15 protein-coding genes are annotated in these 14,347 nt (G+C 57.1%); 1 reads left to right on the top strand and 14 read right to left on the bottom strand.

The annotated features are described in order from the left end of the window. Positions 1-14 precede the first annotated feature (14 nt). The 3 genes from FDP08_RS06060 to zapE all read right to left on the bottom strand — a co-directional run bounded on the left by FDP08_RS06060 (position 15) and on the right by zapE (position 4,698). A complete protein-coding gene (locus FDP08_RS06060) occupies positions 15-1,880 on the bottom strand; it encodes a DUF1302 domain-containing protein (RefSeq protein ID WP_137435096.1) in 1,866 nt (621 codons plus the stop codon). A gap of 388 nt (positions 1,881-2,268) precedes the next feature. Further along, positions 2,269-3,453: a thiolase family protein gene (locus tag FDP08_RS06065; protein WP_137435097.1), complete on the bottom strand. Its 1,185-nt coding sequence runs from the start codon at positions 3,451-3,453 to the stop codon at positions 2,269-2,271. 147 nt (positions 3,454-3,600) lie between these two features. Continuing rightward, positions 3,601-4,698, bottom strand: a complete 1,098-nt coding sequence (zapE, locus tag FDP08_RS06070) for a cell division protein ZapE (protein ID WP_170979062.1) — start codon at positions 4,696-4,698, stop codon at positions 3,601-3,603. Between the two features lie 253 nt (positions 4,699-4,951). Between zapE and FDP08_RS06075 the strand changes: the two genes are divergently transcribed. Further along, entirely contained in the window at positions 4,952-5,389 is a 438-nt protein-coding gene (locus FDP08_RS06075; RefSeq protein ID WP_137435099.1) for a Z-ring associated ZapG family protein, read from the top strand. A 13-nt stretch (positions 5,390-5,402) separates the two neighbouring features. Here FDP08_RS06075 and FDP08_RS06080 read toward each other — a convergent pair whose 3' ends face one another. The 11 genes from FDP08_RS06080 to FDP08_RS06130 form a co-directional block, all read right to left on the bottom strand. Next, the gene (locus FDP08_RS06080) at positions 5,403-6,146 is read right to left on the bottom strand and encodes a Nif3-like dinuclear metal center hexameric protein (RefSeq protein WP_137435100.1); all 744 of its coding nucleotides are present in this window, start codon (positions 6,144-6,146) and stop codon (positions 5,403-5,405) included. A 36-nt stretch (positions 6,147-6,182) separates the two neighbouring features. Next, a complete protein-coding gene (hisC, locus tag FDP08_RS06085) occupies positions 6,183-7,238 on the bottom strand; it encodes a histidinol-phosphate transaminase (RefSeq protein ID WP_137435101.1) in 1,056 nt (351 codons plus the stop codon). 220 nt (positions 7,239-7,458) lie between these two features. Then, entirely contained in the window at positions 7,459-8,766 is a 1,308-nt protein-coding gene (hisD, locus tag FDP08_RS06090) for a histidinol dehydrogenase (protein ID WP_137435102.1), read from the bottom strand. A gap of 190 nt (positions 8,767-8,956) precedes the next feature. Beyond that, the gene (gene hisG, locus FDP08_RS06095; protein ID WP_137435103.1) at positions 8,957-9,607 is read right to left on the bottom strand and encodes an ATP phosphoribosyltransferase; all 651 of its coding nucleotides are present in this window, start codon (positions 9,605-9,607) and stop codon (positions 8,957-8,959) included. Between the two features lie 22 nt (positions 9,608-9,629). Continuing rightward, positions 9,630-10,892, bottom strand: a complete 1,263-nt coding sequence (gene murA / locus FDP08_RS06100; protein WP_137435104.1) for a UDP-N-acetylglucosamine 1-carboxyvinyltransferase — start codon at positions 10,890-10,892, stop codon at positions 9,630-9,632. A gap of 27 nt (positions 10,893-10,919) precedes the next feature. Further along, entirely contained in the window at positions 10,920-11,162 is a 243-nt protein-coding gene (locus FDP08_RS06105; protein ID WP_137435105.1) for a BolA family protein, read from the bottom strand. Between the two features lie 46 nt (positions 11,163-11,208). Next, a complete protein-coding gene (locus FDP08_RS06110) occupies positions 11,209-11,574 on the bottom strand; it encodes an STAS domain-containing protein (RefSeq protein WP_137435106.1) in 366 nt (121 codons plus the stop codon). Beyond that, positions 11,571-12,224 (bottom strand): MlaC/ttg2D family ABC transporter substrate-binding protein, encoded by a 654-nt coding sequence (locus FDP08_RS06115; RefSeq protein WP_137435107.1) that lies wholly within the window; start codon positions 12,222-12,224, stop codon positions 11,571-11,573. Before FDP08_RS06115 ends, FDP08_RS06110 begins: the two co-directional genes overlap by 4 nt. Before the next feature lie 26 nt (positions 12,225-12,250). Further along, on the bottom strand, positions 12,251-12,706 hold the full coding sequence (gene mlaD / locus FDP08_RS06120; protein ID WP_137435108.1) for an outer membrane lipid asymmetry maintenance protein MlaD: 456 nt from the start codon (positions 12,704-12,706) through the stop codon (positions 12,251-12,253). A 38-nt stretch (positions 12,707-12,744) separates the two neighbouring features. Next, positions 12,745-13,524, bottom strand: coding sequence for a lipid asymmetry maintenance ABC transporter permease subunit MlaE (mlaE, locus tag FDP08_RS06125; RefSeq protein WP_137435109.1), 780 nt, complete (start codon positions 13,522-13,524; stop codon positions 12,745-12,747). After that, on the bottom strand, positions 13,524-14,336 hold the full coding sequence (locus FDP08_RS06130; RefSeq protein ID WP_137435110.1) for an ABC transporter ATP-binding protein: 813 nt from the start codon (positions 14,334-14,336) through the stop codon (positions 13,524-13,526). Before FDP08_RS06130 ends, mlaE begins: the two co-directional genes overlap by 1 nt. Between the last annotated feature and the right edge of the window lie 11 nt (positions 14,337-14,347).

Genomic DNA, 14,347 nt, shown 5'->3' on the forward strand with positions numbered 1-14,347 from the left:
GAATTCAGGCCGAATCAGAATGAGTAAGAAACGCTTGCACTCACAAAATCACGGTCGGTTAACTCGTTATACGGTTTGCCACCGAAAAAGTTTGTATAACCAATATTACCGGTTATGCGGTTCTGATAAACGCCCTGCAGAGATACGCCAATGGCTTTGTTGCCTTCGCTGAAGTTACCGCCGGGAGACGGCGCATAACCCTGGACGTCATGGCTCCAGGCCAGCTGCGGCGACAGGTTGATGCCAGCGATCGCATTGGGGTAGTCCCAGACCAGGCGGGTACGGTAGCCCCAGGAAAAGGACGTGGTAAAGCCTTCGTTATTGCAGTAGTTGGTGTTGTTATTCAGTGCTGTGCCAGTTGAGCCAGTGCCGGCACAGGCTCCGCCGGGCAACTGACCGATACCGAAAGAACCGGACCGGCCATAGCGGGCTTCGTCAGTGTCGGGCAGGTCATGCACGTAGGTCGCGCCAAATTCGGTGATGAGCGACAGGCGACTGGCACCCATAACCTGATCGAAGAATTTGATAAGTGTCATCTGAGCCTGGGACACGTTAAAACGATCATAGCCTTCAACTTTGGAACCGCGGAGATCTAAACCGGGATTTTCTGCCTCGCGCTGCACTTGAAGCTTGCTCGCAGGTTCGCCGGTTTCAGGATTGATCTGTTCGATGCCACCATAGATCAATTCAAATGCGTTCCACTGCAGGGGCATATTGTCCCGGAAACTGTACTCTGCGCCCAATGACCAGCCACCAGGTGTTGTGGTGTTGATACTGATGCCATAGAGATTGATATTTTCGGGATACTCAATGAAGTAGCTCGGGAACCGCTCACCTTCACGATCGTCGCGTACCGTACCGCTTACGTACGGAAGCCGGCTATTGTACTTGATGTAGTAAAAGCCCAGCTCGGAGTCGTTCAATGCCGGCACGTACCAACGCATTGCCACACCAAACTGGTCCTTTGAATCAGCTTCTTTGTCGGCCAGCCGGTTCGCTACGAACCCGTCATTCAGGGCCTGGGAGTCGGGCAATTGCCCAGCGAGCAGGACAGGGCCGCAGCCATCAGCGGCGAAGTCGTTGGTGGAAAAGAAGGTGCCACAATCATCCGGACGCACCGGCTCCCAGTCCGCTTGGACAAAGGTTTCAACGGTTACGTTTTCAGTGATACCTGCGGATGCATAAAACATTTCTACTGGCAGCAGCGCGTCTTTCAGCTCTGAACCTGGCGCGCGGAAAGCGGGCACGTCAATCGGGTTGATGCTGTTGATGCCACCCTGGATAAAGGTGCTCTCACCCCAACTCAGCACCTGTTTACCGTAACGAATGCTGACGGGAACGTTACCGAGGTACCAGTCCGAGAATACATAGGCATCGAGAATCTCACCGCCAGAAGCATTATCTTTTGCTTCGTCATTCAATTCGCGGCGCTGGCCAACGGGATCTACGGCCCTGTTCTCGTCTTTCAATTCGAAGTCGTACCAATAGCGGCCGCGGATAAAGCCACCAACACGGGTGAGAATGTCACTGTCCACATTGTAGTTGAGGAACAGTTCGCTGTTGCCTTTCACGATCTTGGAGTAGGTATCCCCTTTCTCGAAATTGAGGTTACCGTCGTCGTAATTGTTGGAAGACGAACCAATGTTTTCCATTGACTTACCGGGCGCATATTCAGGCCCAAGATTACCCTGGGAAATCAACCTTCTGTCCTGATCCTGGGTACGCCAGCCTACACCAGCGGACAGAGTGGTGTTAAAAGAGGCTTCCACATCCCCCACATAAAACGAATAGGCAGCCGCCTGGCCGGACATTCCGGCGGCAACTGCTACGGCCAGCGGCAATTTGGTCCACTGCTGCCATTGCTGTGTTTTTCTTGTCATTGGAAGGCTACTCCATTGTTGTTCTGAGTCGCTGCTCTGATTATTGGTGTTCACGATGTTAGGAGGCTTCATGCACAGTGCTCGTGATGTTGGCACTATAGCTAACGCCATCGGACGCTTTGATCAGTCAAAAGTATGATTTTACGATTACACCCCTCTCCACGGCAGGCTTCCCTCGCACAGAATCACTATAGTCAACATTCCAGGATGCAACCAGTTGGGTGAGCACAGGATTCTGACCCGGTGTAGGTAGGTCGGATAAGAACGTAGGTCGGATTTACCCGTGAAGGGCACAATGAGCGAAGCGTAATCCGACAGGGGGCATAACATTACCAATGTTGCCGGATTACGCTACGCTAATTCAACCTACGGTTACAGAAAAACTAAATCAAATCATCTCGATAGCCATCGCCGTAGCCTCACCACCACCAATACAAAGCGCTGCCACACCCTTCTTCTTGCCGTAGTGCTTCAGAGAATGCATGAGCGTTACCAGCAGGCGGGAGCCGGTGGAGCCCACGGGGTGGCCCTGGGCACAGGCGCCACCGTGGATGTTGACCTTTTCCGGGTCCAGGCCGAGCTCACGGATCGGCATCATGGCGACCATGGCGAAGGCTTCGTTGATCTCGAACAGGTCCACATCGCCTTTCGTCCAGCCGGTTTTACCAAACAGGGTCTCAATGGCACCCACCGGTGCACAGGTGAACTCGGACGGATGCTGGGACTGGGTGCTGTGGGCAACGATACGCGCCAGCGGCTTGAGGCCGCGCTTTTCAGCTTCGGATTCACGCATCAGCACCAGGGCTGAAGCGCCGTCGGAGATGGAAGAGGCGTTGGCGGCCGTCACTGTGCCGTCTTTGCTGAAGGCCGGGCGCAACGTCGGGATTTTGTCGATGTTGGCATTGAACGGCTGTTCGTCGTCTTCCACAACCGTCTCACCCTTGCGGGTCTTTACAGTCACGGGAATGATTTCCTCTTTCAGCAAACCTTCCGTGATGGCTTTCTGGGCTCGCTTGAGGGAATTGATGGCATAGGTGTCCATCTCCTCGCGGGTGTAGCCTTTTTTGTCCGCCATGTCCTGGGCGAAGGCGCCCATGAGGCGTCCGGTTTCCGCGTCTTCCAGGCCGTCCAGGAACATGTGGTCCTGGGCCGCGTCGCCGGGGCCCATGCGATAACCCTTGCGAGCGTTCAACAACAGGTAAGGTGCGTTGGACATGCTCTCCATTCCACCGGCAACCATAATGTCGTTGCTGCCGGCCTTGATCACATCGTGGGCAAACATCGCGGCTTTCATACCGGAGCCACAAAGCTTGTTGATGGTGGTGGCGCCGGTGCTGTCAGGCAGGCCCGCCTGACGCATTGCCTGACGCGCCGGGCCCTGCTTGAGGCCTGCGGGCAATACGTTGCCCATGATGACTTCCTGCACGTCAGCAGGCTGCAGCCCTGCGCGGCGAATGGCTTCAGCGATGCTGATGGCGCCAAGCTCTGGCGCGGAAACCGCGGCCAGGCTGCCCTGGAAGCCGCCCATGGGGGTGCGCACACCGCTTACGATTACGACGTTGTCTGTGGTCATTTTGAGTCTCTCGTATATATGTTGCTTGGGTGTCGGATTACGCTTCGCTCATTGTGCCCTTCACGGGTAAATCCGACCTACGGGTTTGGTGCCCGGATTGGGGTGTTTTAGTAGGTCGGATTAGGCGAAGCCGTAATCCGACATCCATCAGGCTTTATGAGGCGCCTCAAGGTATTCCCTCGACTGCATCTCCAGCAACCGCGATTCGGTACGCTCAAACTCGAACCCGAGTCGCCCGCCGGCGTACAGGTCGGTGATGGCAGCTTGTGCCGAAATGATGACCTTTACGTTGCGATCGTAAAACTCATCGATCATGTTGATAAACCGCCGGGCCTGGTCTTCCTTGTCCTTCCCCAGAACCGGCACGTTGCTGATGATCACGGCATGGAACTCCCGGGCCAGCTCGATGTAATCGTTCTGGCTTCTGGGGCCATCACACAGGGTTTTGAAGTCAAACCAGACCACATCGTCTGCGTGGTTAATCGCCTTGAGCTTGCGGCCGTTGATATCCAGTTCCAGGCTGTGGCTGCCGGCTTCCACTGCAAGGCTGTCGTAGCTTTTCTGCAGGCTCTTGTCGGCATCGTCGTCCAGGGGATAATGGTAAAGCTCTGCCTGTTCGAGGCTTCTCAGGCGATAGTCCACGCCACCATCCACGTTCACCACATCGGTGTGCTTCTTGACCAGCTCAATGGCTGGCAGGAACCGGGCGCGCTGCAGGCCGTCCTTATAGAGACCGTCCGGCACAATATTGGAGGTGCAGACCAGGGTGACTCCACGGCTGAACAGGCCATCCATCAGGGTGGCCAGTATCATGGCATCGCCGATATCCGAGACAAAAAACTCGTCAAAACAGATAACCCGGGCTTCGTCGGAAAACTGTTTCGCCACAAGCTCAAGCGGATTCTTCTTGCCCTTCAGGCTTCTCAGTTCCTTGTGCACGCGCTGCATGAAGCGGTGAAAGTGCACCCGCATCTTGCGGTCAAACGGTAGCGACTCGTAGAAAGTATCCATGAGGTAGGTCTTGCCGCGACCCACACCGCCCCAGAAGTAGAGCCCCTTAACCGGGTCTTCCTTGCCCTTTTTCAGTTTCAGGCGCAGTTTGACCATGGGTTTTTCCCGCTCCCTTTCCGCCGTCACCAGTTTGTCGTACAGTGACTGTAAACGGCGCACTGCGTCTTCCTGAGCCGGGTCTTTATGGAATTCCGGTCGCTCGAGGTCCTGCTGGTATCGTTCCCATGGGGTCATATGGATGCACTTTTGGGGTGTCATTAAGGCGTTTCCCGAAGTATGGTCATTCATAACGGCGGCGTATTGTGGCCGATTTTGGCTTTTTTCGCCATGTTCCGGAACTGTCCGGAGCCCCTGAACCTGAGCGGCAGGCGAGAGATACGATGCAATACGACGATTGGCGCACGCGTCATTCGTGTGCGCGGAGGCGTTCGGGCGTTATACTCTTTATCAACGGCATGGCCGATTCATCAAAAGGACGACACAGCTTATGACAAACCTGATTCTGGCAGCTATCGCCGCATTGATTGTTGGCATTGTCATCGGGGTACTGGTTGGCCGCTCCGGTCAGGGCTCCACCTTGCGTCAGCGCCGAGCTGAGCAGCAGATTGAAGAAATGAGAAATGAGTACACCCGCTATCAGGCACAGGTCAATGAGCATTTCATGGAGTCTGCTCACCTGCTGCGCCGCTTCAACGACACCTACCGCGACGTGAACCAGCATATGGCCCGCGGCGCCAACCGGCTGTGCAACGATGAAGACTGGCTGCTTGAACTGGAAAAAGAAAACGCCCGGGCGAGACTGGAAGGCTCCGGTGAAAATGAGGGAACAGAGCCACCCCGGGACTATGCGCCCAAGAGCGACCCGAAGGAGAAAGGCACGCTGGCCGAAGATTTCGGGCTCACTGAAAAAGAGCAGAAAGCCTGAGGATCGCAGGACATTAAACGGGGTTGTCGCAGTCAATAAACCTGTGGTTGACCCCGAACGTTGTCTCCAGCGCCCGCCCCAGGGCTTGGACACCGTAACGCTCAGTGGCGTGATGCCCGGCAGCGTAATAGTGAATGCCGCATTCCCGGGCCGTATGGGTGGTGGGCTCTGAAATCTCACCGCTGATATAAGCGTCCAGCCCCGCGTCCAGAGCCTTGCCGATAAATCCCTGGGCCGCGCCAGTGCACCAGCCAACCCGAGAAATTTCCGCAGGCCCGTCCCCCACCCAGAGGGGAATACGGCCCAGCTGCTCGCCAATCAGGTCCGCAAACGCCCCAGGCGACATTGGACTGCCCAGCTCGCCCTGCCATACCAGGCCACCCAGCGGCCGGGGATTACGAATACCCAGCACATCCGCCAGCTGGCGATTATTGCCATAATCCGGATGGTCATCCAGCGGCAGGTGGTAAGCCACCAGGTTGATGTCGTGGTCCAGCAGGCGCTTGATCCGCTCGCGCTTCATGCCGCGAATGGCCTGATCTTCGCCTTTCCAGAAGTACCCGTGGTGTACCAGGATCATGTCAGCACCGGCGTCCACAGCAGCATCAACCAATGCCTGTGAGGCTGTTACGCCACTGACTATGTTATTCACCTCTTCCCTGCCCTCAACCTGCAGACCGTTGGGGCAGTAATCCTGGAAGTTCTCAGGGGCAAGCCATTCGTTCAGGGTGCGGAGGATCTCGTTGCGTGATGCCATGGGGTGCTCCGTATTCGATACCTGAAATTTATCGTGTCAGACCAGCGCTTCAAGGCACTCGATCAACCGTTTGTTTTGGTCTGCCGTGCCTGTCGTAATACGCAAAAACTCGGAAATTCGGGGTTTGTTGAAGTGGCGCACAATCACGCCCTGCTCCCGCAACCCTTTCGCCAGCGCCTCCCCGGCGTGATCAGGGTGGCGGGCAAAGATAAAGTTGGCCTTCGAGGGTAAAACGTCGAATCCCAGCGCGTCCAGCTTGGAGGTCACCCAATCCCGCTCGCCGATAACACCCTCACAGGTGGCCCTGAACCAGTCTTCGTCTTCAAAGGCGGCAATGGCGCCCGCCTGGGCAAGACGGTCCAGCGGGTAGGAGTTGAAGCTATTCTTGACCCGGTTCAGGGCTTCGATAAGCTCGGCGCTACCCACCGCAAAGCCGACCCGCAATCCGGCCAGGGAACGGGCCTTGGAAAGCGTCTGACTGACCAGAAGGTTGGGGTATTTTTCCACCAGCTTGATGGCGCTTTCGCCACCGAAATCCACATAAGCCTCATCCACAACCACAACGCGATCCGGGTTGGCGGCAACAATGGCTTCAACCTTGTCCAGCGCCAGGTACCGACCGGTGGGGGCATTGGGGTTGGGGAAGATGATGCCGCCGTTAGGCTGCTTGTAGTCTTCGGGGTTGATTTCGAAGCTGTCAGTCAGCGGTACGGTTTTGCCTTCGATGTTATAGAGGCCGCTGTACACCGGGTAGAAGCTGTAGGTAATGTCCGGGTAGAGAACAGGCTCGCCGTGCTGGAACAGGCCGTAAAAAATATGCGCCAGCACCTCGTCAGAGCCGTTGCCGAGGAACACCTGATCGCTCTGGACGCCATAGTATCGCGCGATGGTGCCTTTCAGCGCCTCCCCTTCCGGGTCCGGATACAGCCGCAGGTTGTCGTTAAGCTCAACGGTAATGGCCTCCACCACCCTCGGCGACGGCCCGAACGGATTCTCATTGGTATTCAGCTTCACCAGATTGGCCATCTTCGGCTGCTCCCCCGGTACATATGGGGTCAGCTTCTCAACCAATGGGCTCCAATATTTGCTCATCTTGATGTTAACTCCGTGGAGACGGGCGGCGGGGCCACCTTCCCGGGAAACGCTACGAGCACGTCCATGTGCGCTTGACTCCGGCCATCCATGGCCGGAGACATCCCCGGGAAGGTGGCCCCGCCGCCCTGGCAAACGTGTATGCTGACTCTCGCAACAACGTAGGTCGGATTAGGCCTGAAAGGCCGTAATCCGACACACTTCATGCCGAGACGTCCTACTAATCCCGAACCCTATACTCCGCAGACCGGGCATGCGCCGTAAGCCCCTCACCCCGGGCCAGAACCGACGCCACTCGTCCCATCCGGTCCGCGCCAGCCGCAGAAAACCCGATAATGGAAGACCGCTTCTGGAAGTCATAAACCCCCAACGGCGAGGAAAACCGTGCCGTACCGGACGTCGGCAACACGTGGTTAGGCCCGGCGCAATAGTCGCCCAGCGCTTCGGCCGTAAAGCGGCCCATAAAGATGGCGCCGGCATGGCGAATTTCTTCCACCAGGGCCTCCGGGTCTTCTACCGAGAGCTCCAGGTGCTCCGGTGCAATGCGGTTGGAAACCCGGGCCGCCTCGGAAAGATCCGCCACGTGAATCAGCGCAGCCCTGTCAGTCATGGAAGTGGCGATAATCTCAGCGCGCTCCATAGTGGGCAGCAGTTTGTTGATACTGGCTTCCACCGCATCCAGGAACGCCGCATCCGGGCTGATCAGAATCGACTGGGCCTGCTCGTCGTGCTCAGCCTGGGAAAACAGATCCATCGCGATCCAGTCCGGATCGGTTTTGCCGTCGCAAATGACCAGAATCTCCGACGGTCCGGCAATCATGTCGATGCCGACAGTACCGAAAACCTCGCGCTTGGCAGTGGCGACAAAAATATTGCCGGGTCCGACGATTTTATCAACGGCAGGAATGGTCTCTGTGCCGTAAGCCAGCGCACCAACCGCCTGGGCACCACCCACGCAAAACACCCGATCCACGCCCGCAATTGCAGCAGAGGCCAGAACCATGTCGTTCACCACGCCATCTGGTGTAGGAACCACCATGATAACCTCAGCCACCCCGGCAACTTTCGCCGGAATAGCGTTCATCAAAACCGACGACGGATACGCGGCCTTGCCACCCGGCACATACAACCCTGCCCGATCCAACGGCGTCACTTTCTGCCCCAACACCGTGCCGTCTTCGTCCTTGTACTGCCAGGACTTCTGATCCTGACGCTCGTGATAGTCACGAACCCGCTCGGCCGCCTTTTCAAGCGCTACTCGCTGATCCTGCGGGATAGTCTCCAGAGCCTTTTGCAACCGCGCCTGCCCCATCTCCAGTTCGGCAACAGAGCCAACCTTGAGGCGATCAAACTTCTCGGTAAATTCCAGAACCGCGGCATCACCACGGGTTTTAACTTCATGCAGGATATGACGAACCGACTCATTCACCTGATGATCAACACTGTCGTCCCAGGCCAGCAGCTTGGCCAGCGCACTGTCGAAGTCACTTTGGGAGGCGTTCAATCGTCTGATGCTGATATCAGTCATTTCTTCTTTCCTGCTGTGCAGAAGTTACTCCGCGGTTTGAAAAGTCTTGCTGGCCTGAAAATACGAAAAAGGCCCGGGGACGGGTCAGTAAGGGTTTTCCAAAACTGTACGGAGCCATGGATGGCGGAGTCCAAGCGTCACATGGATGTGCCGAAGGAGCGTGTTTTGGAAAGCCCTTCCTGAGCCGTTCTTACTCCAAAATCTGCCGGCGTTTCTCCACAGCAGCAGACATCTTCTCAATTATGGGATTAATACCGGCGTGTTTCATCTTCATTGAGGCACGGTTGACCACAAGGCGCGAGCTAATGTTCTCGATCAGCTCGCGAGCTTCGAGGCCATTAGCCTTCAGGGTATTGCCGGTATCCACGATATCGACAATCTCATCGGCAAGGCCGAGGATTGGCGCAAGCTCCATGGCACCGTAAAGTTTGATGATATCGGCCTGCCGCCCCTGAGCGGAATAATAACGGCGCGCCAAATTCACAAACTTGGTAGCAACCCGTAGGCGGCCTTCCGGAGCCCTGGTGTCTTTCTTACCCGCTGTCATCAGCCGACACCGCGAAATATTCAGATCCAGCGGCTCATAAAGCCCTTCCCCACCATGCTCCATCAGCACATCCTTACCCGTAACACCCAGATCCGCGCCGCCATACTGCACATAGGTAGGCACATCCGTTGCGCGGAGAATCAGTATGCGCACGTCGGGATCCGTGGTGGGAAACACCAGTTTCCGGGATTTTTTTACGTCGTCGACCAGTTCAATGCCCGCCTCTTTCAATAGAGGCAGGGTCTCGTCGAGGATGCGCCCCTTCGACAATGCGATGGTGATGGAGTCGGTCATGCGCCCTTCCGGTTCAATGTGTTCAGGCTGGCAGGCGGCGGATACTCGCGCCCAGCAGCTGCAGTTTCTCTTCGATGCACTCGTAACCACGGTCGATATGGTAAATCCGGTCCACGATGGTATCGCCGTCTGCCACCAGTCCGGCGATAACCAGACTTGCCGATGCCCGAAGATCCGTGGCCATTACCGGGGCACCGGTCAGGTGGTCCACGCCCTTGATGATGGCAGCATTGCCTTCAAGGGTAATATCCGCGCCCATGCGGATCAGCTCCTGCAGGTGCATGAACCGGTTTTCGAAGACCGTCTCCACGATAGTACCGGTGCCTTCAGCCACTGCGTTCATGGCCGCGAACTGGGCCTGCATGTCAGTGGGGAACGCCGGATACGGCGCGGTGCGCAGATTGACTGCTCTGGGCTGATTCCCTTTCATATCCAGGGAGATCCAGTCCTTGCCCGTGTCGATATGGGCGCCGGCTTCTTCCAGCTTCAGCAACACGGCTTCCAGCAGATCCTCGCGGGTATCTTTCAGCTTTACCCGACCACGGCTTGCCGCAGCGGCTACCAGGTAGGTGCCGGTTTCGACACGGTCCGGCAGCACGTCGTAATGGCAACCATGCAGCCGCTCAACACCGTTGATTTCAATGGTCGCAGAGCCGTGGCCCTTGATGTCAGCGCCCATGGCGATCAGGCATTCAGCAAGATCCACCACTTCCGGTTCCCGCGCCGCGTTTTCGAGGATGGTTTTTCCATCCGCCAACGCTGCCGCCATCATCAGGTTCTCGGTACCGGTCACCGTGACGGTATCCAGGAAAATGTGCGCGCCTTTCAGGCGACCGTTGGTTTTCGCCTTGATATAGCCGTTTTCCACCTTGATCTCGGCACCCATCATCTCCAGGCCATGGATGTGCAGGTTAACCGGTCGGCTGCCGATGGCACAGCCACCGGGCAATGACACTTCCGCCTCGCCGAAGTGCGCTACCAGCGGCCCAAGCACCAGAATTGAGGCGCGCATGGTTTTTACCAGCTCGTACGGCGCATGAAACTGCTTGATGGTGTTGGCGTGGACTTCGACGCTCATCTTCTCGTCGATCATCAGCTCCACACCCATGCGACCAAGCAGCTCGATCATGGTGGTCACGTCGTTCAGATGCGGCAGGTTGCCTACGGTAACCGGCTCATCTGCCAGCAGGGTGGCCGCAAGAATCGGGAGCGCGGCGTTTTTGGCGCCGGAAATACGTATTTCGCCATCGAGAGGCTTACGGCCCCTGATCAGAAGTTTATCCACAATGAGTTCCTGTTGTTTGCGGGCGTATCAGCCCTGACGCGCGGCCCACTCAGCCGGGGTAAAGGCTTTCGGGTGCAGGGCGTGAATGGTGCCATCGAGAATGTGCTGGAACAGCGCCTTGTTGATCAGTTGCTGCCGTTTGATGGTCGGCAAGCCTTCAAAAACATCGCCCACCACAACGACCATATAATGATTGCCGTCGACCTGGACCTGTACTTCGCAATCGGGCAATGCCTCTTTGACCAGCTCGGCAACTTCGGTGGCTTCCATAAAAAATCCTCGGGCGTTTTTGAATCAGGGGCGAGATTGTAACCAATTATGGCGTCCGGGTCAGCTCTGGTGCTGGTTTTCGCGGGGTGCTTGCGATGGCCTGCGATGGGAAGCCCGGCAGCTGTTCATCAAGGCCGCTCAGGGCCGCGAGTGAAGCCAGCCGTTCGCTGACACCGGTGAAGTGAAGAGTCTGGCTGCGGCCGCGTGCCAGACGCTGCCAGCAAAGCAGAAGGGAAAGTACCACACTGTGTGCGGTGCTCATTGCAGCAAGATCCACAACCAGATCTGCTTTGCTGCCCAGAATCAGCTCTTCGCCCTCTTTTCGGAGGGCAACCACGGCCAGCGGGTCGATGCTACCGCTGACCGTGAGCCTGTTATCGTTCAGGGTGACGGTTGCCTGAGCCAGCGTCATGATTTGTCGATTTCACCTTCCAGGTTCAGGGAATCAACGGCATCTCCCCAGCCGTCGATCACGGCCTGGACTTCGCCACCATTTTTTTCCATCTCCTGGCTGAAGCGATCACGGAAAGCCAGACCGATATTAACACCCTCAACGATAACGTTTTCCATCATCCAGCGCCCTTCCTTGTTCTGGTACATGGAATAAGCCACCGGATACCGGTTGCCGGAGGCGCTGATCACTTCCATACGCACAGACGCCCGCTGGTCATCGTTCGGATTGATAACGGCGTCCTTTACTTCAATGGTGAAATCCTCGGTGCTGACCAGCGCCTGGGCATAGCTGTCAAACAGGCTTCGCTTGAACTTTTCCACAAACTCGTCGCGCTGCTCCGGCGAAGTCTGGCGCGCGTAACGGCCCATCACCCGGGCTGCAATCCGGCGGAAATCCACGAAGTTTTTCAGCTCTTCGTCCATGCTCTGGTAAAAGGCCTGCGGGTCCTCCTGGTACAGGCCCTTTTCATTGTGGAGCTTGTCGACGAGCTGCTGGGTATTTTCATCCACATACTCCCGCAGATCGTCCTCCGGGCCGGCATGGGCCGGAAGCGCCAGAAGGGTCATCAGTAATGCAACGAGCAGCAGGCTATGCCTGATCAGAACCATGGTTGTCTCCTGTAAACCACTTGCTTTCACTTTGACTGCCCGGAGGCAAAATTAGTTATCAGTCGCTCAAGATTCATGGCGGACTGTGTGGAGTAAAACGTGTCCCCGTCGCCCAGAGACTCCATGTCGCCGCCCACCGAAATATCAATGTACTGCTCGCCAAGCAGGCCGGATGTACGTATTACTGCGGAGCTGTCGGCAGGAATGTTGTCCACGCTTTCATTCACGTCAATCACCACCCGAGCCTGGAAGGTTTCCTGGTTCAGCGTTATCTCCCGGATTTTGCCCACGGTTACTCCCGCCATGGACACCTTGGCCCGCGGCGCCAGGTTACCGGCATCATTGAAGTTGGCGTAAAGCGTGTAGGAACGCTCCGGCGCTTTTGGCGTCAACCCGCTGACCTGCAGCGCCAGAAACATCATAGCCGCGATACCCGCAATCATGAACAGCCCTACGATGACTTCTGTTGTTCTCTGTGCCATGACGGCCCCCTGTGTCCTGTTGTTTCAGTATATCGCGATCAGAAGTCGCCAAACATGACGGCGGTGAGCACAAAATCCAGCCCCAGCACCGCCAGCGATGAATACACCACCGTCTTGGTGGTGGCAGAGCTGATACCGGCGGATGTGGGCACGCAGTCATAGCCCTGGTAAACCGCAATCCAGGTGCAGACAAAACCGAAAACCACACTCTTGATAACGCCGTTCAATACGTCGTTGGTGAAACTCACCGAGGACTGCATGTTGCCCCAGAACGAACCCTCGAAAACGCCGAGCCATTCAACACCCACCAGCATGCCGCCCCAGATGCCGACTACGGAGAACACGGCAGCCAGAATGGGTACGGCAATAAAACCGGCCCAGAGCCGAGGGGCAATCACCCGGCGAAGCGGGTCCACCCCCATCATTTCCATGCTGGAGAGCTGCTCGGTGGTTTTCATCAATCCAATCTCAGCCGTCAATGCCGAGCCTGCGCGGCCAGCGAACAGCAAGGCCGTCACCACCGGCCCCAGCTCCCGCACCAGCGTCAGTGAAATCATCTGGCCAATGGCCGCTTCTGAGCCATAGTCGCTGAGAATGGTGTAGCCCTGCAGCCCCAGTACCATGCCGATGAACAGGCCGGAAACCACGATGATCGCCAGGGACAGCACACCGATCGAATACAGCTGCTTGAGCAACAGCGGGAATGCCACCGACGGCCGGGAAGCGCCACCCAGGACTCCTGCCAGAAAACGGCCGGAACGCCCCAGCGAAGCGATGATATCCAGCCCCAGCCGGCCAAACGCCGCCAACTTTTCCATTAGCGGCTCCTCCCGGTAATACCCCAATCCTGCTCCGCATCCGCGGCCGGGTAATGGAATGGCACCGGACCATCCGGATGGCCGTGCAAAAACTGCTGGACCTGCTCAGACGGGTGCGCCCTGATTTCCTCGGGAGTGCCATCACCGATAATCTGCCCATCCGCCACGATGCAGGCGTAGTGGCAGATGCTCAGGGATTCTTTGACATCGTGAGAGACCATGACACTGGTCAGACCCATGGAACTGTTCAGATCCCGGATCAGTTTGATCAGTACCCCCATGGCAATCGGGTCCTGCCCGGCAAAGGGCTCGTCGTACATGATCAGTTCCGGGTCCAGCGCGATGCTGCGGGCCAGGGCCACCCGCCGGGTCATTCCGCCCGACAGCTCCGCCGGCATCAACTCGCGGGCCCCTCGCAGACCCACAGCTTCCAGCTTCATCAGCACAATGTCACGGATCATGTCTTCCGGCAGGGAGGTATGAACCCGAAGCGGAAAGGCCACGTTCTCGAACACGCTGAGGTCGGTAAACAGGGCACCACTCTGGAACAGCATGCCCATCTTCTCACGCAGGCGGTAAAGAGCCTTGCGCTTGAGCCGCGGCACGTTTTCGCCTGCCACCGTGATGGTACCGGAATCCGGCCGTAACTGCCCGCCGATCAGCCTTAGCAGGGTGGTCTTGCCGGTGCCGCTGGGGCCCATGATGGCCGTAATCTTCCCCCGGGGGATGTCCAGGCTGACACCATCGAAGATACGACGATCACCCCGGGTGAAAACCACGTCTCTGAGCTCGATGTAGGGTGAAGTGTCCATACCTGTTCCAA

This window comes from Marinobacter panjinensis (assembly GCF_005298175.1).
GTDB classification, from domain to species: Bacteria; Pseudomonadota; Gammaproteobacteria; order Pseudomonadales; family Oleiphilaceae; genus Marinobacter; species Marinobacter panjinensis.

Bases quoted from the DNA above. Each gene is read 5' to 3' on its own strand.
- FDP08_RS06115 (WP_137435107.1), bottom strand. From the start codon at position 12,224: ATGGTTCTGATCAGGCATAGCCTGCTGCTCGTTGCATTACTGATGACC.
- mlaD (WP_137435108.1), bottom strand. From the start codon at position 12,706: ATGGCACAGAGAACAACAGAAGTCATCGTAGGGCTGTTCATGATTGCG.
- FDP08_RS06080 (WP_137435100.1), bottom strand. From the start codon at position 6,146: ATGGCATCACGCAACGAGATCCTCCGCACCCTGAACGAATGGCTTGCC.
- FDP08_RS06060 (WP_137435096.1), bottom strand. From the start codon at position 1,880: ATGACAAGAAAAACACAGCAATGGCAGCAGTGGACCAAATTGCCGCTG.
- FDP08_RS06130 (WP_137435110.1), bottom strand. From the start codon at position 14,336: ATGGACACTTCACCCTACATCGAGCTCAGAGACGTGGTTTTCACCCGG.
- FDP08_RS06065 (WP_137435097.1), bottom strand. From the start codon at position 3,453: ATGACCACAGACAACGTCGTAATCGTAAGCGGTGTGCGCACCCCCATG.
- FDP08_RS06105 (WP_137435105.1), bottom strand. From the start codon at position 11,162: ATGGAAGCCACCGAAGTTGCCGAGCTGGTCAAAGAGGCATTGCCCGAT.
- hisD (WP_137435102.1), bottom strand. From the start codon at position 8,766: ATGACTGATATCAGCATCAGACGATTGAACGCCTCCCAAAGTGACTTC.
- hisC (WP_137435101.1), bottom strand. From the start codon at position 7,238: ATGAGCAAATATTGGAGCCCATTGGTTGAGAAGCTGACCCCATATGTA.
- zapE (WP_170979062.1), bottom strand. From the start codon at position 4,698: ATGACCCCATGGGAACGATACCAGCAGGACCTCGAGCGACCGGAATTC.
- mlaE (WP_137435109.1), bottom strand. From the start codon at position 13,524: ATGGAAAAGTTGGCGGCGTTTGGCCGGCTGGGGCTGGATATCATCGCT.
- hisG (WP_137435103.1), bottom strand. From the start codon at position 9,607: ATGACCGACTCCATCACCATCGCATTGTCGAAGGGGCGCATCCTCGAC.
- FDP08_RS06110 (WP_137435106.1), bottom strand. From the start codon at position 11,574: ATGACGCTGGCTCAGGCAACCGTCACCCTGAACGATAACAGGCTCACG.
- FDP08_RS06075 (WP_137435099.1), top strand. From the start codon at position 4,952: ATGACAAACCTGATTCTGGCAGCTATCGCCGCATTGATTGTTGGCATT.